General features: G+C 38.1%; 22 protein-coding genes. All 22 read left to right on the forward strand.

Annotated elements, in window-relative coordinates; translation table 11 throughout:
* The first annotated feature begins 7 nt into the window (after positions 1-7).
* The 22 genes from ACSQ8O_RS06625 to alr all read left to right on the forward strand — a co-directional run bounded on the left by ACSQ8O_RS06625 (position 8) and on the right by alr (position 22,687).
* On the forward strand, positions 8-976 hold the full coding sequence (locus tag ACSQ8O_RS06625; protein ID WP_436240928.1) for a UDP-glucuronic acid decarboxylase family protein: 969 nt from the start codon (positions 8-10) through the stop codon (positions 974-976).
* Positions 977-2,380, forward strand: a complete 1,404-nt coding sequence (locus ACSQ8O_RS06630; protein WP_436240929.1) for a UDP-glucose dehydrogenase family protein — start codon at positions 977-979, stop codon at positions 2,378-2,380.
* Between the two features lie 29 nt (positions 2,381-2,409).
* Entirely contained in the window at positions 2,410-5,631 is a 3,222-nt protein-coding gene (locus ACSQ8O_RS06635) for a glycosyltransferase (protein ID WP_436240930.1), read from the forward strand.
* Positions 5,632-5,678: 47 nt separating this feature from the next.
* Positions 5,679-6,419: an ABC transporter permease gene (locus ACSQ8O_RS06640; protein ID WP_436240931.1), complete on the forward strand. Its 741-nt coding sequence runs from the start codon at positions 5,679-5,681 to the stop codon at positions 6,417-6,419.
* Between the two features lie 54 nt (positions 6,420-6,473).
* Positions 6,474-7,742, forward strand: a complete 1,269-nt coding sequence (locus tag ACSQ8O_RS06645; protein ID WP_436240932.1) for an ABC transporter ATP-binding protein — start codon at positions 6,474-6,476, stop codon at positions 7,740-7,742.
* A gap of 12 nt (positions 7,743-7,754) precedes the next feature.
* Positions 7,755-8,726, forward strand: coding sequence for a glycosyltransferase family 2 protein (locus ACSQ8O_RS06650; RefSeq protein WP_436240933.1), 972 nt, complete (start codon positions 7,755-7,757; stop codon positions 8,724-8,726).
* 34 nt (positions 8,727-8,760) lie between these two features.
* Complete coding sequence (locus tag ACSQ8O_RS06655; protein ID WP_436240934.1) at positions 8,761-9,696, forward strand: glycosyltransferase family 2 protein; 936 nt, start codon at positions 8,761-8,763, stop codon at positions 9,694-9,696.
* Positions 9,697-9,743: 47 nt separating this feature from the next.
* Positions 9,744-10,487 carry a sugar phosphate nucleotidyltransferase gene (locus ACSQ8O_RS06660; protein ID WP_436240935.1) on the forward strand — a complete coding sequence of 248 codons (744 nt, stop codon included), beginning with the start codon at positions 9,744-9,746 and terminating at the stop codon, positions 10,485-10,487.
* A gap of 14 nt (positions 10,488-10,501) precedes the next feature.
* Positions 10,502-11,047, forward strand: a complete 546-nt coding sequence (rfbC, locus tag ACSQ8O_RS06665) for a dTDP-4-dehydrorhamnose 3,5-epimerase (RefSeq protein ID WP_436240936.1) — start codon at positions 10,502-10,504, stop codon at positions 11,045-11,047.
* Positions 11,048-11,061: 14 nt separating this feature from the next.
* Positions 11,062-11,946, forward strand: a complete 885-nt coding sequence (gene galU, locus ACSQ8O_RS06670) for a UTP--glucose-1-phosphate uridylyltransferase GalU (RefSeq protein WP_436240937.1) — start codon at positions 11,062-11,064, stop codon at positions 11,944-11,946.
* Positions 11,947-11,950: 4 nt separating this feature from the next.
* Positions 11,951-12,973 carry a dTDP-glucose 4,6-dehydratase gene (rfbB, locus tag ACSQ8O_RS06675; protein WP_436240938.1) on the forward strand — a complete coding sequence of 341 codons (1,023 nt, stop codon included), beginning with the start codon at positions 11,951-11,953 and terminating at the stop codon, positions 12,971-12,973.
* Positions 12,970-13,815: a dTDP-4-dehydrorhamnose reductase gene (gene rfbD, locus ACSQ8O_RS06680; RefSeq protein WP_436240939.1), complete on the forward strand. Its 846-nt coding sequence runs from the start codon at positions 12,970-12,972 to the stop codon at positions 13,813-13,815. The genes rfbB and rfbD overlap by 4 nt, the downstream gene beginning before the upstream one ends.
* Positions 13,816-13,949: 134 nt before the next feature.
* Entirely contained in the window at positions 13,950-14,381 is a 432-nt protein-coding gene (locus ACSQ8O_RS06685; protein ID WP_436240940.1) for a glycosyltransferase, read from the forward strand.
* 73 nt (positions 14,382-14,454) lie between these two features.
* On the forward strand, positions 14,455-14,910 hold the full coding sequence (locus tag ACSQ8O_RS06690) for a glycosyltransferase family 2 protein (protein ID WP_436240941.1): 456 nt from the start codon (positions 14,455-14,457) through the stop codon (positions 14,908-14,910).
* A gap of 98 nt (positions 14,911-15,008) precedes the next feature.
* Positions 15,009-15,875 (forward strand): glycosyltransferase family 2 protein, encoded by an 867-nt coding sequence (locus ACSQ8O_RS06695; protein WP_436240942.1) that lies wholly within the window; start codon positions 15,009-15,011, stop codon positions 15,873-15,875.
* Positions 15,876-15,881: 6 nt separating this feature from the next.
* Entirely contained in the window at positions 15,882-17,288 is a 1,407-nt protein-coding gene (locus tag ACSQ8O_RS06700; protein ID WP_436240943.1) for an undecaprenyl-phosphate glucose phosphotransferase, read from the forward strand.
* Between the two features lie 86 nt (positions 17,289-17,374).
* On the forward strand, positions 17,375-17,500 hold the full coding sequence (locus tag ACSQ8O_RS06705; RefSeq protein ID WP_436240944.1) for a hypothetical protein: 126 nt from the start codon (positions 17,375-17,377) through the stop codon (positions 17,498-17,500).
* 167 nt (positions 17,501-17,667) lie between these two features.
* Positions 17,668-18,213, forward strand: a complete 546-nt coding sequence (rfbC, locus tag ACSQ8O_RS06710; protein ID WP_436240945.1) for a dTDP-4-dehydrorhamnose 3,5-epimerase — start codon at positions 17,668-17,670, stop codon at positions 18,211-18,213.
* A gap of 102 nt (positions 18,214-18,315) precedes the next feature.
* Positions 18,316-18,621, forward strand: a complete 306-nt coding sequence (locus ACSQ8O_RS06715; protein WP_056608630.1) for a hypothetical protein — start codon at positions 18,316-18,318, stop codon at positions 18,619-18,621.
* Between the two features lie 168 nt (positions 18,622-18,789).
* Complete coding sequence (locus ACSQ8O_RS06720) at positions 18,790-19,971, forward strand: LolA family protein (protein ID WP_056608634.1); 1,182 nt, start codon at positions 18,790-18,792, stop codon at positions 19,969-19,971.
* Positions 19,972-20,147: 176 nt separating this feature from the next.
* Entirely contained in the window at positions 20,148-21,473 is a 1,326-nt protein-coding gene (locus ACSQ8O_RS06725; protein ID WP_436240946.1) for a YecA family protein, read from the forward strand.
* A gap of 23 nt (positions 21,474-21,496) precedes the next feature.
* A complete protein-coding gene (alr, locus tag ACSQ8O_RS06730) occupies positions 21,497-22,687 on the forward strand; it encodes an alanine racemase (RefSeq protein WP_436240947.1) in 1,191 nt (396 codons plus the stop codon).
* Positions 22,688-22,775 lie beyond the last annotated feature (88 nt).

Here is a 22,775-nt window from a genome sequence, read left to right on the forward strand (position 1 = left end):
GTAACTAATGAAGAATACATTAATCACTGGAGTTGCTGGATTTCTTGGCTCCCATCTTGCAAGTAAATTAGTAGAGAAGGGCTATAAAGTTATTGGGATTGATAACTTATCTTCGGGTAAGAAAGAAAATATTAGTCAATTAATTCAAAATATGAACTTTGAATTTATTAATATGGACGCGGCAGATGAGTTAAGTATAAACGATTTGAAATTCGAGCAATTAAACGAAATCTATCACCTAGCCTCACCTGCCTCACCGAAGTTTTATCAGGAAGCCCCTTTTGAAACAATTGCTGTTAATACAATTGGAACTTATAATATGCTTCGAATTGCTAGGCGTTATGGTGCTAAACTATTATTTGCAAGTACAAGCGAGGCTTATGGGGATCCAGAAATTCATCCACAGCCAGAAGAATATAAAGGGAATGTAAATACATGGGGACCAAGAGCTTGTTATGATGAGGCAAAAAGATTAGGTGAAGTATATTGTTATGAATTTTATACTAAATACAAAGTAGATGTAAAAGTTGTACGTTTGTTTAATACTTACTCTGCTGGTTTGCGCAATGATGACGGAAGAGTTATTTCGAATTTTGTTACTCAAGCTTTACTAGGAGAAGATATAACTGTATATGGCGATGGAAGTCAGACACGATCCTTTTGTTATGTTGATGATACAATTCAAGCATTACAGCTAGTAATGGAAAAAGATACTGCAACAGGTGAGATCATTAATATTGGTAATCCAAAGGAACATACAGTCCTTGAGGTTGCACATTTAGTTAAAGAGTTAACAAATAGTAACAGTCTTATTACCTTCCATGAATTACCAAAGGATGATCCAAAGGTTCGTAGGCCAGTTATTGAAAAAGCGAAAAGTATCCTAAGCTGGGAACCACAGATTGACTTAAAAGATGGTTTGGAACGTACAATAACGGCGTATCAAAAGAGAATTGAAAAAGGGGAACTAAAATAAATGAACATTGCTTGTATTGGAGCAGGATATGTGGGGTCTGTAACTGGCGCTGCTCTTGCAGTATTGGGTTATAAGACCACAATCATTGATATTGATGCAGAAAAAATCAATCTAATCACGACAGGAAAAAGTCCAATATTTGAACCGGGATTAAATGAACTAATAAATGTATACTATGATAAGACGTTATTTGCGAGCACCTCATTTGATGAGGTATTCAATGCTGACGTAGTTTTTTTATGTGTAGGTACCCCTCAAAATTCTGATGGTAGTGCTGACTTGAAATATATAGAAATGGCATCGGAGACCATTGCTAAACATTTAAATCCCAATAAATTTACGGTTATCATTAATAAATCTACTGTTCCGTTAGGTACGACTGATTTGGTTACCTCAATTGTTGAAAAGATTACAGGTTTAAAAAGTGAATTGAATTTTTCAGTCGTTAGTAATCCGGAATTTTTACGTGAAGGATATGCATTGGAAGATGTCTTTTATCCAGATCGGATAGTGGTTGGAGTAGATAGTGAAAAAGCAAAAAATCTTATGCGAGATCTTTATTCAAAAATACTGAATAGAGAAAATTACGAATTTGTATTGAAAAATATTAATTATGGAAAATTTAGTGACCCCAAACCTGTATATTTTGAAACCGATATTAAGAGTTCAGAATTAATTAAGTATGCTTCTAATGCTTTTTTAGCAGTTAAAATAAGCTATATCAATGAAATTGCTAGGCTTTGCGATAGTTTAGGTGCAAACGTATTGGATGTGTCTCAAGGTATTGGCCTAGATAGCCGTATTGGAGAAAAGTTTCTTCAAGTGTCGAGCGGCTGGAGCGGTAGTTGCTTCCCTAAAGATACATCTGAATTGCTCTCTACATCTGAAAATTATGGAAGTCCACTAACTATTGTTAAAGCAGCAATCGAATCAAATGAGAAAATGCATTTATATTGTGTTGAAAAAATACAACGCAGATTAAAAACATTAAACGGAAAAATAATTAGTGTGTTGGGATTGACATTTAAACCTAATACGGATGACGCTCGGAAAACTCAAGCAACTACGATAATAAAAAAATTAATTAGTCTTGGTGCTACCGTTAAAGTACATGACCCAAAAGGGATGGATATGTTTAAGTCATTAAATCCAGATATATCTGTTGAATATTTTAATAACCCTGAGGATTTATGTAGAAATTCAGATGCCGTGATATTATTAACGCATTGGGATGAGTATTTAAATTTGGACTGGAAATATATATGTAATATCATGAGAACTCCTTATATCTTAGATACACGAAACTTTTTATTAGGTCAAAAATTAGGTGAAATTGGATATGATTATGAGGGGTTTGGAATTGGAACTACAGATAAGCTTGAAGCTAAGTTATATAAGGTGTAAATAAAATAATTTTAAGTGGGAGTGTTGAAATGCAAGTCAGTGTAATTATGGCTGTTTATAATAGAGCACCACTGTTGCCTGCTTTATTAGAACATTGGAGAGAAGTAAATAAAGTCACAAAGTACTCATACGAATTAATATTTTCGGATGATGCTTCCAATGATGATTCTGTAAATATATTGGAAAATTGTAATTTTCTCCCCATTAAAGTGTTGAGAAATAAACATGGTGGAGCTGCCAAAGCGAGAAATCATGCATACCAATATGCAACTGGGGAAATCATATTATTTACAGGTGATGATATATTTCCTACTCCCAATTTTCTGAATGAACATTATGAATCGTATTTAAAAAATGGGAAAATGCATGCAACTTTAGGTAGGATCGACTGGCGAGAAGGCATTCAGATGAATCATTTGATGACTCACATTACGGATATAGGCTGCGAACAATTCGGTTTTGTTGGAATGAAACCTTATGACATAGTTGATTTCCGGCATTTTTATACATCGAATATTAGTGTTTATCGGGAGCATCTTATACAATTAGGATATTTATTTAATGAGGATTTTAAAAAGTGTAACTTTGAAGATATAGAACTTGGATACCGTTTATCCAAAATAGGAGTAAATATATATTATAATCCTAACGCTTTAGCGCACCACGATCATGTTTATTCAAGCGTAGATAAATATTGTAAACGCCAATTTACTGCTGGCGAAGAATTGAACACTTTTAAACGTATCCAACCGGGATTAACTAGTGACGAAATAAAGGTCGATATTGATGAGTTTAATGGAAAGTATGCAAAATATGTTTCTTCAAACAGAAATATTGATGTAGTCGGGGATGCCGGACGTCTGATGATTTATATTTTCAAACAGTTAACCAAGCTATTTGAAAAAGTGTTATTGAAGGCAGATTCGCACTTAATTAGAAAAATTTGTTCTCGCATGTATGCGATCGTATTTAGTTATTATATGTATCTTGGACTTGCCTTTGGTTATGACAATGCTAAATTTACTAAACAGGCAAAGAGGTATGTTTTTAGGTATTTATATTTTGGAAAATCACAATTATTTTTCGATAAAAATAATGACTTTACGGAAATTAATTCAATCCAGTTTCATACAGTCGGCGAGAGAACGGTAACCCTCCACCTAGATATGAGAAATAGGCAAATAGGAAAATTAAGATTTGATCCTCTAAATAATTTTTGTGAAATAAAACTGAATTATGCAAGTGCTTATTTGGAAAATGGAAAAATTAAAGAAATCGAATTTATCTTTACAAATGGCAAAACTAATAATGGGAATCAGTATGATTTCTCTAATGAAATAGATCCGATTTTAATTAGTGATTATTTGCCGAAAGATACAAAGTCAGTAGAAATTCAATTTCAAATCAATTATTTATTAACAAAACATACTTGGAATTATTTGAAAACAATATGTAATAAAATAACTCCACTTATAAAGAAATCTATGAAGTATTTAGTGAAAGCTAGTAAAAAAAATAATGATACACAAATAATTACAACGTCTACGCAAGAAAAAAAAAGAAAAGTTTGGATCACTATTAAAGAATACAATTTAAAAAAAAGCATTTCTTCTTTAGTTCAAGAATATCAAGACATTTGTTCTATTTTCCCAGACATTCAGATTCAATCATCTGATTGTACATCAATGGAATATGAAGAATACGTCTATGAGATTTTAGATTCTAGTCGCGCTCTAGAAAAAACACAATTTTTAAATGCAGTTTTAACAATATTACAATATGACTATGATTTTGTTATCGTTTCTGATAACTTAGAATATTTTCCGTCAGTTTATGCTTTCACTGTCCAAGAATCAACAATATTCGCGAAGAAGCTTGTCTCATTTGAGAAATTTCAAAATAGTTTAGATGAATATACAGGCATATTTATAAAGATTCCTGGAAGTCGCCAGCTTAGTAATATTATAGATATATCTGATCAATTAAAAGAAATAAAAACATTGGATGGTAAAGTTTTATATTCTCACCAACCTAAGGAAATTAATTGGTATAATCAAATCGAAGTTATTACTCTAGAAAAACAAAAACCAATTGTTTTTATATTTCCTGCATTTATGGCCGTTGGAGGCGTAGAACGTAACACTGTCGAAGTTATGAGCCGATTAAAAAGCGAATTTGATTTTGTAGTAATCACATTTGAATCTTTACGTCCAGAGCAGGGTAGTCTTTTTTATCAAATTACAGATTTGTGCTTGTCCTACTATGATCTCTCGGAAATTTCAACATTTGATAAGTATTTGAATTTATTAGAGAAGTTTAAGAGAGCTTATAATCCAGATTTAGTATGGATCTGTAATAGTTCACCTTGGTCGATGGAGAAAGCCGCGGATATACGTAGGATATATAGTGATATCCCAGTTGTTGCACAGGATGTATATGATTATAAGTATGGATGGATTGAATATTACGATAGACCAGCAATCCGTTCGTATGATCGCTTTATTGCAATTAATAAAAAAATCGAGAATAAATTTGTTACTACCTATGGAATTAATTCTGAAGATATCGACTTAGTTTATCCTGCAACAGATATGGATAATATCAATAAATTAACAACTGGAAACTATTCAAGAGTTGATGTATTGAAAGATCATAATCTTAACCCTGACAAATTACATTTTGCATTCATAGGACGGTTTACAGAACAAAAGCAACCCAAAAAAGTGTTTGAATTAGCAAAATATATTATAAACACGTATGAAAATGTTGACTTTGTCATGGTAGGAGACGGTGAACTATCTCCAGAAATTGAATTATTAATTGAGAAATATGATTTGCAAAGTCGTATACATCGAATTAAATATATTGCCAATGTTCCTGAATTTACAAAATCTATGAATGGTTTAGTGATTGCTTCCATATTTGAGGGTTTACCAATCGTAACTATTGAAGCCATGTGCGTTGGAACACCAATTTTTTCAACAGATGTCGGTGATGTAGCACTATTCGTTAAACAATTTAATATTGGCATAATAACTGAGAATCACGAAATTGATACAATTAAAAAAGAGTTTGATACATTTTTTGTTAATCTTGATTTATATAAGAAAAATACAGAACAGTCTATTGAGATAAATATGCACTTCTTTTCATCGCTAAGGGCAGCTGAACTTATGAAAGATTCCTTTTATAAGGCAATTTCAAAGTACCAAGCGAAAGCAGTAGTTCAAAAAGGATGGGTTGAAACATGAAAAGCACTATACTAGACATGTGGAGAAGCAGAAGTTTACTATTAAACATGTCGAAAAGTGATTTTAATAGTCGATTTTCAGGTTCGTATTTTGGGATTTTGTGGGCGGTTATTCAACCAATTATGACAATTATTATTTTTTGGTTTGTTTTTCAGATTGGGTTTCGAGCCCAACCCATTTCAAATGTGCCATTCATTTTGTGGTTGTGCGCAGCAATGATCCCTTGGAATTTTTTTGCGGATGCTATTATTAATGCCACAGGTGCATTTACAAGTTATTCATTTGTTGTAAAGAAGCTTGTATTTAAAGTTGCTTTATTACCCTTGGTGAAAGTTACTTCCTCATTTTTTCTAAATATTGCTTTTAATGTTTTGCTTATTTTACTTTTCACGATTTATGGGAGATTCCCAGGAATTCATTTAATAAGTATCTTGTATTATAACATTTGTTTAGTAGCCTTAATTATTGCAATTTCTTATTTCATTTCTACTTTAAATGTATTTTTCAAAGATGCAACACAAATAGTAGGAATATTGCTGCAATTTGGGATATGGCTTACACCAATTATGTGGGTTGAAACGGTTGTTCCAGAGCAATTTAGATGGATATTAAAAATAAATCCGGTTTATTATATTGTGAATGGTTATAGAGAATCCTTAATTAATGGAAATTGGTTTTTCCAAAATCCGAGACTAACAATTTATTTTTGGGTTTTTACAATTGTTTTATCAATTATCGGCGCTGTTTTTTACAAAAAGATGAAACCTCAATTTGCTGATGTTTTATAATAATTCCATTGTAAATAAGGCCGTGATTGAGTTTGAAGTGGGAGGTCTATTAACTTGTCCGATTTATTAATTCAAATTAATAATTTATCCAAAGTCTATAAACTTTATTCGAGCCCGATGGACCGAGTTAAAGAAGTTTTAACAAAAAAAAAATATCATAAAAATTTTCATGCTCTTGATAATGTTTCTTTTAATGTAGAGCGTGGAGAAACTGTTGGGATTATTGGGAAAAATGGATCTGGAAAATCAACACTTTTGAAAATGATCGCCGGAATAGTTGCTCCATCTGCTGGTGAAATTAGTGTTGAAGGAAAGATTTCCGCATTATTGGAATTAGGAGCAGGATTTAATGGGGATTTGTCAGGATTAGAAAATATACATCTTAATGGCACGCTTCTGGGATATTCAAAAGAATATGTGCGAAACAGTGTTGAGTCCATCTTGGAGTTTGCCGATATTGGTGATTTTATACATCAACCAGTAAAAACATACTCAAGTGGAATGTTTGTACGTTTGGCATTTGCTATTGCAATCAATATTAATCCAGAGATTCTTATTGTTGATGAAGCACTCAGTGTTGGAGATATGCGCTTTCAACAGAAATGTTATAGAAAGATAAGAGAAATAAAAAAGACAGGAACAGTGCTTTTTGTTACTCATGACACAGGAGCATTAGCAAATTTTTGTGATCGAATTATTTGGCTGGATGGTGGAAGGATTTTTAAAGAAGGTCGTCCAGATAAAATATTAGATGAATATCAAGCCTATATGAGCTACGATATTAAGGAAATGCAAGCAGTCACGCTATATAATAGCGATAAAATAAACGAAGATGTCGAAACACATGATACGAGTACTTCACGACCGCAAGCATTTGGAAATGGAGATGGATATTTCGAATCCGTACGGTTAATAAATCAAGAAACTGAGAAAGAGTGTAGTGTAATTTCAGGTGGCGATATCATATATATTGATTTCACCCTAAAAATAGACAATGATATTGATTTACCTATCCTGGGATTTACTTTAAAAGACGCTTTGGGAAATAGTGTGGTTGTCACCAATACACATTTTGAAAAAGTGTCTATGAACCCTTTAAAGAAAGGTCAGCGATATAACTATCGTTTTGTTTGGGAATTCCCATTTTTACGTAGTGGGAAATATTCCCTTGACATTGCTTTAGCCAATGGAACCTACCAGGCGCATGAGCAGATTCAGTGGATAAATGATGTACTTATAATTGTTGTAAGAGATTCCAGACCATACCAAGAAGGACGCGGGTTTTTAGTACCTACTGGAATTAAATTAGTGATTCCACATTAAAGGAGATATATTATGTTCTTCAAATCAAGATCGCCGAAAGATCAAGATGCAAGAGTTTCCGTGATAATTCCACTTTACAATCACGAAAAATTCATTAGTGAAGCAATATCGAGTGTATTAAATCAATCCTATGCTAACCTTGAATTGATTATCATCGATGATGGTTCAAAAGATAGTTCATATAGCATCGCAGAATCTTTCAAAGATAGTAGGATCATACTCCTCAAACATGAGAATAGGGGAGCTCATCATACAATTAACCGTGGACTGGAAATGGCAAGTGGTGAATATCTGACTATACTAAATTCAGATGATTCATTTGAAAAGGATCGTTTAGAAAAATGTTTAAATTATTTACGAACAAATACAGATACCCATTTAGTATGTTCATATATTAAATTAATTAACGAAGTGGGGAGTGGCTTGGGTGTAAAAAAGGGATGGGAGAACATGGAACCATGGCCCATTGCTCATAAAGATAAATCTTTTGCTAAAAACAAAGACTTTATAAGAAATCTTCTTATGTCGAATTTTATCTCCACAACAAGTAATATGGTATTTACCAAGGAATTATACCGCCATATTGGCGGAATGCGTAATTTGCGTTTTGCACATGACTGGGATTTTGCGCTAAGAGCAGCAGAGTATGGGAAGTGTGCGATCATTGAATCAGCTCTCATGCGTTATCGCTTACATGGTACCAATACAATTAATACTAATAGGAAACATATGCTATTTGAAATATGTTGGATTTATGCTGCAAATCTTCATAGATTTGAGGGAATTCATATATTTAATAATGATCCTTTAATTGGATTAGAGGAAATGGCAGAATCATTGAATTTCCAAGGGAATGATAAATTAGTTTGGCTCTTGCGCTCATATTTCAATTCAGAAATCAAGCGAGGTGTAAAAGAGCCAGAGTTAGAAATACTAAATAATACAATTTTAAGAGAATCATTGTTCAAATATATTGTAGAATAAAGAATAGATATTTATGGAAATTTTGTTGAAATAGGTGAAAAAATTGAAAAAAGAACTGGCGATATTAATGGCAACCTATAATGGTGAAAATTATATTGAAGAAATGCTAGATTCTTTACTGAAAACTCAAAATCGTATTTCTCTTGTTGTTTTTGTGAGAGATGATGGTTCTAAGGATCGAACAGAATCCATATTAAAGAGATATTCAATTCAATATCCCGAAAATATAGTACTGTTTTTTGGTGAAAACATGGGCCCAATTCAGGGATTTGATTTTTTGATAAAGAAAGCTCTTGATGAGGGTTATGAATATTTTATGTTCGCGGATCAAGATGATATTTGGTCAGAAGAAAAAGTAGATATTTTATATGAACGACTTAAACAGGCTGGTAACAGTAATCCTTTTTTAATTCATCATGATCTAGCTGTGGTTAATGAGAAATTAGAAATGATGGATCCATCATTCTGGCACTACCAGAACCTTAATCCATGCAATGTTGGTTTAAATAGATTATTGATCCAAAATGTGGTTACTGGATGCACAATAGGAATCAATCGGAAATTAGCTTTATTAGCTTCTCCTATACCTAAAGAAGCAATAATGCATGATTGGTGGATAGCCCTAGTAGCGAGTGCTTTTGGAAAGATTGATGTCATAAAAAAACCACTTGTTTTTTATCGTCAACATAGTACAAATACAATTGGTGCCCAAAAAAATAAAATTCAAATTAATAAAATTAAGGCTCAACTAAATTTATCGAAATATACCAATCAAGCAAATGCTTTCTATCGGAGATATGTTGATATTATGAATGAGAAGCAAAGTAGGGAAATAATTTCGTTTGTAAATTTTTTCACGGCTAGCAGATTGAAAGTCATTTTTATGATATTTATTTTTTCCTTCTATAAGTCAGGTGTTTTAAGAAATGTTGGTTTCATACTTAAAATTTTGTTCCAAAAAAGAGTGTGAGAATTATCAACAAGTACTGAAAAAATTATAGAATAGGAGGTTTTTCAATGAAAGGGATTATCCTAGCTGGTGGGACGGGTTCAAGATTGTATCCGCTAACCAAAGTAACAAATAAGCATTTACTTCCAGTTGGTAAATATCCGATGATATTCCACTCAGTTTTCAAACTTAAACAAGCAGATATCACGGATATTTTGATTGTCACAGGTAAAGAACATATGGGTGATGTGGTTAACCTACTAGGAAGCGGTAGAGAAATGGGAGTATCTTTTACTTTTAAAGTTCAAGATGAAGCTGGAGGAATTGCTCAAGCACTTGATTTAGCAGAGCAGTTTGTAGGAAACGATCAAATGGTTGTTGTATTAGGTGATAATGTTTTTGAAGAAAGCATTGTTCCATTTGTCAATAACTTTAGGGCTCAACGTACTGGAGCTAAGATTTTAATTCAAGAGGTTCTTGACCCTCAGCGATACGGGGTTCCAGAATTGCAAGGTGATAGAATCATATCTATTGAAGAGAAGCCTAAACTGCCAAAAAGTAACTATGCAGTTACTGGTATATATATGTATGACAATTCAGTATTTGAAATTGTTAAGGATCTCAAACCTTCAGATAGAGGCGAACTAGAAATCACAGACGTAAATAATGCTTATATCCAAAGACATAGTTTAACATACGATATCCTTAAAGGTTGGTGGACCGATGCAGGTACACATGCCTCATTAGCAAAAGCGAATGAATTGGCTAGAAATTTGTTTTTTGGAGAGGAATTTGGGAAATTTAAATTATAAGAGGTGCTACACTGATGAAATTAATTTCTACGAATATAAAAGGACTGTGTATTGTTGAGCCCGATGTCCATGGAGATAATCGGGGCTTTTTTTTGGAGAGTTATAGCAGTCTTAAGTTTAAAGAGATCGGAATAGATCAAGTATTTGTTCAAGATAATCATTCATTATCTGCGGAAGCAGGAGTTTTACGAGGACTCCACTATCAGTTAAAACCTAAAGCCCAAACAAAGCTAGTAAGAGTGGCATCTGGAGCTATTTATGATGTAGCAGTTGATATTCGAACAAATTCAGCTACTTTTGGACAATGGGTAGGTGTAATACTTAGCGAGGCCAATAAACGCCAACTCCTAGTTCCGCAGGGCTTTGCTCATGGCTTTTGTACTCTTGTAGCTAACACGCAAGTGCTTTATAAAGTGGATGAGTACTACTCACCTGAACATGATAGAGGCATTCTTTGGAGTGACCCTGCATTAGGTATTGATTGGCCAACTTCTTACCCTATTCTCTCTGATAAAGATCAAAGACACCCATTACTTAAAGATGCAGAAACGAATTTCTAAATTAGGAGAACTTAATGAGAATAAAAAAAGCTATAATACCAGCAGCAGGTCTCGGGACAAGATTTCTTCCTGCAACGAAAGCAATGCCAAAAGAAATGCTGCCAATTGTAGATAAGCCAACTATCCAATATATTGTTGAAGAAGCTGTTGCTTCCGGAATTGAAGATATTATTATTGTGACCGGCAGAGGGAAAAGAGCAATTGAAGATCATTTCGATAACTATTTCGAGTTGGAACAAAATTTGTTTGATAAGGGTAAATTTGAACTTTTGGATGAAGTACAAAAGTCTTCAAAACTTGTAGATATTCATTATATTAGACAAAAGGAAGCAAAAGGACTCGGTCATGCGATTTGGTGTGCACGTAAGTTTATAGGTAATGAACCATTTGCTGTTCTTCTTGGGGACGATATCGTCGTTTCTGAAACACCTTGTTTAAAACAAATGATTGATCTCCATAGTGACTATAAGTCATCAATTATTGGTGTAAAGCAAGTAACTAATGAAGAACGTTCGCGTTACGGTATTGTTGAAGCGGATAAATTAAGTGAAAGGATTTATAAAACGAATAAACTGTTTGAAAAACCTATAAATGATGTCACTCAATCTAATCTAGCTATCATGGGAAGATATATTCTTACTCCTAAAATCTTTGAAATCTTGGAAAACACTAAAATTGGTCGAGGTGGAGAAATTCAGTTAACCGATGCGATTGCTGAATTAAATCTTTCCGAAAGTGTTTACGCATATGATTTTCTTGGGACAAGATATGACGTGGGAGAAAAGTTAGGATTTATTAAGACAACTATAGACTTTGCTCTGGAGCGAAATGACTTAAAAAAGGATTTGCTAGAGTACTTAGAGCAGGTTATTGCTAAAAATCAAAGTAGGGAGTCATAGTCATATGAAAATACTAATAACTGGCGGTGCCGGTTTTATCGGCAGCAATTTCGTTCACTATATGCTTGATCGCTATCCCAGCTATGGAATCATTAATTTGGATGCACTAACGTACGCAGGAAACTTAGAGAATTTGACATCCATCCAAGAGAATAGTCAATACACCTTCGTCAAAGGTGATATTACGAATCCAGAGCTCGTGAACAGTTTATTCGAGCAAGGCGTTGATACAGTCGTTCATTTCGCCGCGGAATCGCATGTGGATCGTAGTATTCTTGAACCGGACATTTTCGTGAAAACGAATGTGTTGGGTACTCAAGTCCTGCTGGAAGCTGCTCGTAAGCATGTGGTTAAAAAATTTGTTCATGTCTCGACAGATGAAGTATACGGATCTCTTGGTGAAACAGGACTCTTCACGGAGGAAACGCCGATTGCTCCGAATAGTCCCTATTCTGCGAGTAAAGCAGGTTCTGATTTAATGGTTCGCTCTTATCATGAGACCTTTGGACTAGATGTGAATATCACTCGCTGCTCCAATAATTATGGTCCCTACCAGTTCCCTGAAAAGCTAATTCCATTGATGATTGCCAACGCCTTAAGCGACAAGGTTCTGCCTGTATATGGTGACGGTCTTAATATTAGAGACTGGCTTTATGTTGAGGATCACTGTAGTGCGATCGATTTGGTTCTACATAAGGGAGTTAGTGGTGAGGTTTATAATATCGGTGGAAATAACGAACGAACAAACATTCAAATTATCCAAACGATCCTTCGCGAGCTTGGCAAGTCTGAGTCTCTGATGCAATTTGTTAAAGATCGCCCAGGACATGATCGACGTTATGGGATTGACGCAACCAAAATTACAACTGAACTTGGCTGGAAGCCGAAGCACAATTTTGAGACAGGTATTCATGAGACGATTCATTGGTATCTGAACAATCAAGATTGGTGGAAACGAATACAGACAGGTGAATATCAAAAGTATTTTAATGAGCAATATGGTTCGCGTTTAGGTGAAAACGCATGAAAATTGTTGTAACTGGCGCGAATGGGCAGCTTGGCCAAGATATTGTTAAGCTGCTAGAAGCTCGGCATGAGGTTCATGGGTTAACAAGAGAACAGCTCGATATTACGAATGAGGATCAATGTTTAGAGGTAATTCAACGTCTAAAGCCAGAGGTTGTTATCCATAGTGCTGCTTATACGGCTGTTGATCTTGCGGAGACTAATGAAGCGGACGCCTTTCGAGTAAATTCGGATGGGACCAGAAATCTAGCGATTGCCGCTGAGAGTATCGGGGCGAAGTTTGTATATATAAGCACGGATTATGTCTTCGATGGGATGGCTACGCAATCCTACAGTGAAAACGATCCCACGAATCCACAGAGTGTATATGGAAAGTCGAAAAGAGCTGGAGAACTCCATGTTCAAGCGATTTCGTCAAGATATTTTATTGTAAGAACGTCATGGGTATATGGCGCGTACGGAAAGAATTTCGTGAAAACGATGCTGGAATTAGCAAAAACACGAGATTCATTAAAGGTTGTCAGTGATCAATTTGGATCACCTACGTACACAGTAGATCTTGCCCTTTTTCTTAAAAAACTCATTGATACTGATCGTTACGGCATTTATCATGCCTCTAACTCGGGTGTTTGTTCATGGTATGACTTCGCATGTGCTATTTTTGAAGAAAGTGGTATAACAATGAACGTAGAGCCATGTACAACGGAAGAATTCCCGCGACCTGCTCCAAGACCTCGAAATTCAGCGATGGAACATGAGGCAATCCGAGTGAACGGATTTGAAGATTTACGTGCGTGGCGGGAAGGTCTTAAGGCTTTTTTAAAAGAATTAGAGGAAGCTTAGCAGTCTGGGAGAGCTATCATTATGCTTTATGTGCATAGTGATGGCTTTTTTGTTTTCGAATTTCCTGGTGGAAAATGTCGTTTGTTTCGGCTTCCAATTCCGTATAATGAATAGGAAGAGGAGGCTGATTTAGTTTGGAAGCTAGCAAACGGACAGTCAGTGTCCATGTCGTCACGTATAATAGCGCGGAACATATCGAAGATTGTTTAGAAGCTGTTCTGAAACAGTCCCATCCAATTGACCAAATCATTGTCGTAGATAATGCATCCAAGGATCATACACTTCATTCGTTGACAAAATGGCAAGAGAAATGCACGATCATCCAAAACAATCAAAACAACGGCTTCGCCGGTGCTCACAATCAAGCGATCCGGCTGACAGAAACGGATTACTGTTTAATCCTCAATCCTGACGTCGTCCTTGAACCGGATTATGTGCTCAACACAGTCCTTGCACTTCAGAATAGCCCTCGAGTAGGCAGTGCAACGGGCAAACTACTTTTCAAGGCGTCACCTCATCATATAGACAGCACCGGACTAATTATTAATAAAGCTCGTAGGGCTTGACCGCGGTGCACACCAGACCAACGATCAGTATCAACAAACCGAAGAAGTCTTCGGTGTTTCCGGCGCCGCTGCAATGTACTCACGCAATATGATTAACGATATTAGTCTCAATGGCGAATTTTTTGACGAGGACTTTTTTGCCTATAAAGAAGATGTAGATGTGGCATGGCGTGCGCAATTATTAGGCTGGAAGGCACTTTATGAGCCAACAGCAATCGTCTATCATGAACGGGGCTGGAAAGAGGGCGGCAGGAGCAGCAAAGCGCTTTTTGTAAGAAGATTATCCTATATTAATCGCTATAAAATGATGATTAAGAACGATAACATCAAAGCCGTTATGAAGCATTTCTTCCCACTTTTGGTATATGAATGCCTTAGACTTGTGTATGCACTCATCCGTGAACCCAAATTATTAGGCGCTTGGATGGATTTTTATCGCAAGTACCCGGAGTTGAGAGACAAGAGAAGTCTAATTCGTTCGAAACAAAAACAAGCATCGTCCGAAGTGTATAAATGGTTTATCAAATGACTACCTAAGATTAGCAGACGCTAGTCTTATTTTTTTAGGCGAAAAATAATATTCCCATGCTATACTAGGGGTAATCAATTAATAAATGAGGTCATATCTTGGATTTATCCATTATCATCGTGAACTACAAAACGAAGGATCTAACGCTTGCCTGCATTGAATCGGTTTTTACGTCAACTACATCATACAAATATGAGATCATCCTTATTGATAACGCATCTAACGACGGCACTATTCAATCTGTGAATGAAGAATTCCCACAGGTAGTCACTATTGCCAATACAGAAAATGTAGGTTTCTCAAAAGCTAACAACCAAGGTATTCGCATCGCTAAAGGTCGCTACGTCCTGCTCCTGAACTCCGACACAATCGTACAACTGGACACATTAGACATCATGCTGTGTTTCATGGACGAAAACCCTATTGTAGGGGCCAGTGGATGCAAAATCGTGCTATCAGATGGTTCTCTCGATAAAGCCTGTAAGCGTGGATTCCCAACGCCTTCGGCATCGTTTTACTATGCATTCGGATTTGCCAAGCTATTCCCGAAAATCCACAGATTCAATCAATATCAGCTTGGTTATCTAAATCCTGACCAACAATATCCCATCGACTCCCTCGTAGGTGCCTTCATGCTTGTCCGCCGTGAGACGATAGAGCATGTCGGCATGCTGGATGAGGAATTTTTTATGTATGGTGAAGATATTGATTGGTGTTATAGAATTAAAGAAGCTGGTTGGGTGAATTATTATTACCCTAAGACTCAGATCGTTCATCACAAAGGGGCTAGCAGCCGAAGAAAACCATATAAGATTATTTATGAATTTCATAGAGCGATGATTTTGTTCCATAATAAGCACTATCGCACAAAGTATTCTTGGCTTACGAATGCGATGGTATACATAGGTGTAGGCTTGAAGTTCGGCCTGTCTCTAGCTCGAAATAAACTACGTCCAACGAGGTGATTCTGTTTGATTCGTCAGAGTCAAGGTTTCTTAACCCAATTATACGCTTTGGCTGATTTCATATGTATCCAGCTCGTGTTTCTCTTATCATGGTGGTTAAAATTTAAAAGCGGTTGGATTCCATATGGCTCACCGCTCCCTTTTAAACACTATCTGATGTGGAGTATTACTTACGCAATCATCGCGATTTTTATCAGTTATTTGGTGAATTTTTATACGCCGAAGCGGAGAAAACGGTTTTCTTTTGAGGTTTTGAAAATCATTCAAGTACATGCGTTCAGCTTACTAATGCTTCTAAGTGTGCTTTTTATCTTAAAAGAAGTCGACGTTTCACGTTCGTATCTATTACTTTTCCTAGTGAATAACATCCTTGTCATTAGCTTTTATCGTTATATGATCAAAATCTCGCTCAAACGCGCTCGCCAAAAAGGCTATAACAAACAATTCATTCTCATTCTGGGTGCAGGCTCACTGGGTCGCAAATTCTATACGAAGCTGAAGCAGCATCCTGAGTTGGGCTATGAAGTCGTAGGTTTCCTTGATGATTACCAAGAGAAACACGAGGTGACTTATCAGAATTACAAGCCAATCATTGGGAAAATTGATGAGTTGGAGTCGATTCTGAATGATCGCATCGTGGATGAGGTTATTATTGCTCTTCCTTTGGATGCACATCAGAAATTCGGCAGCATTATTAATGTTTGCGAAAAAATAGGTGTTAAAACGCTGATTATCCCTGACTTTTATGACTTCCTGCCATCGCGGCCTTATTTTGATAATTTTGCGGATATGCCGTTGATTAATGTGCGTGATATTCCTTTGGATGAATTCCGCAATAGATTGTTTAAACGTGCATTTGATATCATTTTTGCAACAGCAGCAATCCTAGTAACATCTCCTGTTATGCTCGCGGCGGCAATAGCCATCAAACTCACCTCCGAAGGCCCCATCATTTTCAAGCAAGAGCGGGTTGGTCTGAACCGCAGACGGTTTATGATGTACAAGTTTCGCAGTATGAAGAACCTTGGAGACAAGGTTTCAAATACAGAGTGGACGGTTGAGAATGACCCGCGGCGAACGAGGGTTGGTACATTTTTGCGTAAAACGAGTCTCGATGAGCTTCCACAGTTTTTCAATGTGCTCTTTGGGCATATGAGTGTGGTTGGTCCAAGGCCGGAGCGTCCTTATTTCGTGGAACAATTTAAAGAAGAAGTACCGAAGTATATGGTGAAGCATCACATTAGGCCAGGGATTACAGGTTGGGCGCAGAGCAACGGCTTGCGCGGCGATACATCAATCGAGGAACGAATTAAGCATGATATTTTTTACATCGAAAATTGGACTTTTTTATTTGATATCAAGATTATTTGGAGAACCGTCGTTAATGGCTTTATAAATAAAAATGCCTATTAAACTAAAAAATATTGAAACGACCGCATGATTCGCCAACATTTTCCCCATACTATTGCATATACTGAGTAGGCGGGGAGGTTTTGGGTATGATTGATCATGAAGACGCTTATCAGGACGAACATATGTCCATCGGCAAAGGTTTGATTGTCGGTGTGGCCTTCGGTTCCCTGATTTGGGCAGGTATAATCGCAGGTATCGTATATATATGGTAAATGCATCTCATACATGGAAAAGGCTGCTGGGGCTGTGAAGCTCTTGGCGGCCTTTTTACGCTTGCTTAGATCCAGAACGATAAAGGATAGGTCACCTGCCTATAAACGGTTGTCTGAGGCTTTCAACGATCCTCTTGCATATGTTAGTTAAAGAGGTGAGAGGACGTATGAAAATAACGCCGACTGTTTTAGCTGGGCTTGTGATTATTGAACCTGAGGTCCATGCGGACCATCGGGGATTTTTTATGGAAAGCTATCATGCGGCAAAGCTAGCCATGCAGGGAGTTACGATAGATTTTGTGCAAGATAATCATTCACTTTCGGAAGAGGTAGGCGTGCTGCGCGGGCTGCACTATCAATTGAACCCACAAGCGCAAACGAAGTTAGTGCGAGTCGTCGCGGGCTCGATCTTCGATGTAGCTGTAGATATTCGTCCTAGCTCACCGACTTTTGGTGAGTGGGTGGGTGTTACTCTTAGCGCCGACAATAAGCGGCAGTTGCTCGTTCCTCAGGGCTTTGCACACGGCTTCTGTACATTAGAACCGAAGACACAGGTGCTGTACAAGGTGGATTCATATTATTCGCCTCAGCATGACCGCGGGATACGGTGGAATGATCCAGCAATCGGCATAGCTTGGCCGACTACGTCCCCGATTTTATCAGCGAAGGATGAGAAGCATCCTGTATTGAGGGATGCGGAGATTAATTTTTAACGGAGTTGAAGTACTATTTTGGAAGTCGAAAGATGGTACTTTTTAATATCAATCTGAGTTATAATGAGATAAGGAATCTGATTGTGACAAGGAGCGAATGTCGTGGCTGAGATGACGGATCGTGAGTTTTTAAGTGCAATGCTGGGTAGAATCAATGAAATTGGTGCAGATGTAACTGCGATTAAAGATCGAGTTGAGAGTATGGATAGAAGACTGGGCCGTGTTGAAGATCGGTTAGATTCAATGGATATTAGATTAGACTCTATGGATTCCAGATTAAACTCAATGGAGGACTCTTTTAAAGAAGTCAAACAAGTCCAAATTCAACAAGGCGAGCAAATTGCCGGAATTGCTGTGACAATGATGGAACACGCGGCAAGTATTCGAACTTTAAAATTAGTCAAATAAGAGCAGGATTAGAATATTCTAATTCTGCTCTTTTTGCTATTTAAAATACGATAGAACCCGACTGTAATTCTCTTTTCCGGCCAAGCCCCAACTCGTCTGCATAATCGAACAAGTCCCCTCATATGCATGTACTATGTTGATGTTAATCATGAGTGAGGGGATGATCGAATGCGCCGGGTCACATGGATGGTAGCAGTGGTAATGTGCGTAGCATTGGTTCTCGCAGGATGCGGGATGGGTAAAAAGGATGCAGGATCTATCGTAAAGGACTTGGATCATGTGATGGGCAAGTCGAGCAGCTATCAAGCATCAGGCAGCATGATTCTTAATACAGGGCAGCAGCCGCAGGAGTATCAGGTTGAGGTGGCGTTCTCGCCTGAGCATTTCTATCGGATATCCCTGACGAATGCTACGAAGGATGTTACTCAAATCGTTTTGCGTAATGAAGAAGGCGTGTTTGTCTTGACGCCGCATTTGAAGAAGAGCTTCCGCTTCCAAAGCGATTGGCCAGAGAATCAAGGTCAAGTGTATCTGTTCCAATCTTTAGCGAAAAGCATCATTGCGGATAATGACCGTCAATTTACGACGGACAAGGATGCTTACGTCTTCGATGTCGCCGCGAACTACCAGAATGAGCAACTTTCTCGCCAGAAAATCTGGCTGAATAAGAAAACTCTCGCACCTGCGCAAGTACAAGTGTCAGATGCGAATCAAAATGTGTTGGTGCAAGTGAATTTCACGAATTTTGAATTCGATACAAAGTTCGATAAGGACTATTTCCAAATGGAGCGCAACATGACTAGTTGGAATTTACAGCAAACAATGCCTACGTCAGCTGACGTTGCGGTTACAGATGCGGATCACCCGGCAGCAACTGGGGACAAATCGGTAACGGACAAAAACCTGTCCGCGACAGGTGGTCAATCCGATCAATCCAAAGCCACGGGTACTACGACGAAACCAGATGCGACGAAAACCGCGCCAGCAGCTGCCAAAGCACAAAGTATTGGTATTGTTGAGCCATACTACTTGCCGAAGGATGTTGTGAAGCAGGATATCAGTGATATGAAGCTTGGTGAGGATGCTGCTGTACTTTTACGATATAAAGGGAAATACAACTTCAATTTGATTGAGGTTAGACCTCAAGCCAAATCGGTTTCATTGCCACCAGGAGACATCGTTGATCTCGGATTCACGGTTGGTGTGATGACGGGGAATGGCTCGAAGGATGAGCCTAGAACACTGACTTGGACGAACGATGGTGTTGAATTCCGGATGTTTACGGGCGATATGCCAGTGAATGAAATGATTCAAGTTGCAATGGCAACGGATGGACAGTCCGGGAAATAAGTTCGATTTTATTTAAAAAAGAGAAAGGCTCTGCATCCTATGGTGCAGGGTTTTTTCTCATGTATAACAGGAGAATTCGGAAGAAAATTTACAAGAAGATTTAACCAACTCCCACGAACGGTCGTTTTTTTGGTATAATGCAACTTTGGAGCGAATAGATAATTGGAGTGTTTAAGATGAATACAATTGATAATTTGACTTTGGAAGAGATGCAGCTGTTCTGGGAAAACGAGACGAAGGCATTTGCAACGTTTCTGAATGATGAGGGAAAGTTGAAGGAAGAAACGGCTAGCAAACATGTGGATCGCATGGGCTTTGTGATGACCGAATATTTCGTGCGTTATGGAATCAGCTATGAAGATGTACAAGGTGAAACGATTGTCGATTTTGCAGGTCGTTTCTTAATCAGCCATGTACTTAGCACAAAAGAATCCGATATCGGTGCTTATTTGACTTCTTTTAAAAAATGGATTCAATTCCTACAGGTGACATCTAGAATTTCAAAAGAACAGTCCACTTCATTGAATGAAGTATGTAAGCATAAAACTTATTTCGAAGAGCGCTTCGAGCAGTACATGGAAGCAGATAATGACTATGCGCTGGAACGTTGGCTGAACTCGAATGATATAGAAGCATACATTGAAGAGCATACGCCTCCTTCCAAGCGCAAGCTGAAGCCACTTGTAGTTGACCAGAAGCTGCTTCAGCTTTGGATGGATGGGCGGACACCAGTACCACAAATCGTTCAGGAATTCAGAGCTTTTCTTGAGGCCGTACAGACTGGAAAGAACGTCAAGTTGTCCGCTGCGCGCAAACATTTGCCGCGGAAATTCTGGAGCGAGTTCGATGAACAGCTGGACCTGCAGCTTTTTCGCAAACCGACATTGAATCAAGATCAGGAGCCGGTGTACCAATTCTTTTTCTATGCAGCGGTAGTGTTAGGACTGACGGAAGAAGAAACACAACTTACGGTAAATACGAAGCAATTAGCCTTTTACTTGGCGCTTACAGAGCAGGAACAAGCCGCTGTACTCTTGGATACACTTTGGAATCGAGTAAACTGGGGAATTCTCGAGGAAGTGAACGAAGGTGGTCGCCCAGAAGATATTCAAGCCTGGAGAAGAGCCATCGCAAGTGTGTTAGCCAGCTGGCCAGTAGGATCCCCGCACAATGTGAAAAAAGAATGGGATAAGCATCGCCAATCCGGCATTTTGTTGGATACAAGTGCTGATGTGTTTTTACATGCGGTAGCAACCATATTGGTTCGTTTCGGTGTGATACAGGCACAATTCTTGCCAGATTCAGAGATGAAATATGGGTTTGAGCGAAAACCTGTCACCATGACGGTACTTGAACCTGGAAACCGCGTATTCCGTTATTTCGTCAACGAGGCAGCCTATGTGATTAATCATACACCTATGATTGCTGCCGAACCTAAAATCGGACGTAACGAACCATGCCCATGCGGCAGCGGTAAGAAATACAAAAAATGTTGTTTGTAACAGGATAGAAGAGGTGAACGCTGGTGGATGCTTTTTATCGGCCCACGTGGGTGGAAATATCGTTAGATGCACTGCGAAGCAACATTGAACAATTTCAGAAGGTACTGCCTGCAGGCATGAAGCAGATGGCAGTCGTAAAAGCGGATGCTTACGGACACGGGGCTGTAGAAGTATCCAAAGAAGTTCTCGCTGCGGGTGTGGATTATTTGGGTGTGGCGTTCTTTGATGAAGCGCTGGAGCTCCGAAATGCAGGGATTACTGCACCTATTCTCGTACTCGGCTACACGCCTCCAGAGGGGATTAGTCGAGCACGAGAGCTGGATGTAACGATTGCGGTGTACAGCCGTGACGTACTCGAAGCACTGCGTGAGCAAGGACGTAAGCAGGGGCACAAGGCTCAGAAGAAATTGAAAATCCATATCAAATTAGATACTGGCATGGGGAGACTAGGTTTGCACACGGAAGCAGATGCGATTCCCTTTATAGAGGAAGCCTTACTGCTGCCTAATGTGGATGTAGAAGGTCTCTTTACACATTACGCAAGCGCAGATGAAGTCGATAAGAGCTATACGCTGGAGCAATACGGCAGGTTTGAGCGGATCGTGAGCTATTTTACGGATAAAGGGGAAACGTTCCCTTATATTCACGCGGGAAATAGCGCGGCAGCCATTGATTTGCCAGGGTTGACTTATTCGATGGTACGTCTGGGGATCTCGATGTACGGCCTGTATCCTTCTGAGGATGTAGATCAAACGAAAATTGAGCTAAAGCCAGTCCTGAGTCTCAAAACAGGGATTGTGCATCTCAAAACGCTGCCTGAGGGTTCAGGTGTTAGCTATGGAACGATTTATCACACCAAGGGTGATGAGCAAATCGGGACCTTGCCGATCGGCTACGCGGATGGATATTCCCGTATGCTTTCAGGTAAAGCAGAGGTGCTGGTTCGTGGCAAAAGAGTGCCAATCGTCGGCAGAATCTGCATGGATCAATGTATGATCAATGTATCCGATGTGCCTGATGTAAGTGCACTTGATGAGGTTGTCCTCATCGGCGAGCAAGGCGAAGAACGAATTACCGCGGAAGATGTGGCCCGTCAGCTTGGGACGATCAATTATGAAATCATATGTATGATTTCACACCGTGTTGCGCGCGTGTACGTGCGTAATGGGGAGCGGGTTGAGGCTTTAAATCCTCTCATGCGGCATCGTTATTAGAACGGTGAAAAAAAACTTCATGAATTTACCATGTAAATTATGCAGGCATTGGAGAGGATTTTCAGAATAGGGTATAGAATACTATGTA

This window comes from Paenibacillus sp. LjRoot56 (genome assembly GCF_964253335.1).
Taxonomy (GTDB): Bacteria; Bacillota; Bacilli; order Paenibacillales; family NBRC-103111; genus Paenibacillus_E; species Paenibacillus_E allorhizoplanae.

What these genes read in the sequence shown, in the direction of transcription:
- ACSQ8O_RS06625 (WP_436240928.1), top strand. Translation starts at nt 8, where the DNA reads ATGAAGAATACATTAATCACTGGAGTTGCTGGATTTCTTGGCTCCCAT.
- ACSQ8O_RS06630 (WP_436240929.1), top strand. Translation starts at nt 977, where the DNA reads ATGAACATTGCTTGTATTGGAGCAGGATATGTGGGGTCTGTAACTGGC.
- ACSQ8O_RS06635 (WP_436240930.1), top strand. Translation starts at nt 2,410, where the DNA reads ATGCAAGTCAGTGTAATTATGGCTGTTTATAATAGAGCACCACTGTTG.
- ACSQ8O_RS06640 (WP_436240931.1), top strand. Translation starts at nt 5,679, where the DNA reads ATGTCGAAAAGTGATTTTAATAGTCGATTTTCAGGTTCGTATTTTGGG.
- ACSQ8O_RS06650 (WP_436240933.1), top strand. Translation starts at nt 7,755, where the DNA reads ATGTTCTTCAAATCAAGATCGCCGAAAGATCAAGATGCAAGAGTTTCC.
- ACSQ8O_RS06660 (WP_436240935.1), top strand. Translation starts at nt 9,744, where the DNA reads ATGAAAGGGATTATCCTAGCTGGTGGGACGGGTTCAAGATTGTATCCG.
- rfbC (WP_436240936.1), top strand. Translation starts at nt 10,502, where the DNA reads ATGAAATTAATTTCTACGAATATAAAAGGACTGTGTATTGTTGAGCCC.
- galU (WP_436240937.1), top strand. Translation starts at nt 11,062, where the DNA reads ATGAGAATAAAAAAAGCTATAATACCAGCAGCAGGTCTCGGGACAAGA.
- rfbB (WP_436240938.1), top strand. Translation starts at nt 11,951, where the DNA reads ATGAAAATACTAATAACTGGCGGTGCCGGTTTTATCGGCAGCAATTTC.
- rfbD (WP_436240939.1), top strand. Translation starts at nt 12,970, where the DNA reads ATGAAAATTGTTGTAACTGGCGCGAATGGGCAGCTTGGCCAAGATATT.
- ACSQ8O_RS06690 (WP_436240941.1), top strand. Translation starts at nt 14,455, where the DNA reads ATGTACTCACGCAATATGATTAACGATATTAGTCTCAATGGCGAATTT.
- ACSQ8O_RS06705 (WP_436240944.1), top strand. Translation starts at nt 17,375, where the DNA reads ATGATTGATCATGAAGACGCTTATCAGGACGAACATATGTCCATCGGC.
- rfbC (WP_436240945.1), top strand. Translation starts at nt 17,668, where the DNA reads ATGAAAATAACGCCGACTGTTTTAGCTGGGCTTGTGATTATTGAACCT.
- ACSQ8O_RS06720 (WP_056608634.1), top strand. Translation starts at nt 18,790, where the DNA reads ATGCGCCGGGTCACATGGATGGTAGCAGTGGTAATGTGCGTAGCATTG.
- ACSQ8O_RS06725 (WP_436240946.1), top strand. Translation starts at nt 20,148, where the DNA reads ATGAATACAATTGATAATTTGACTTTGGAAGAGATGCAGCTGTTCTGG.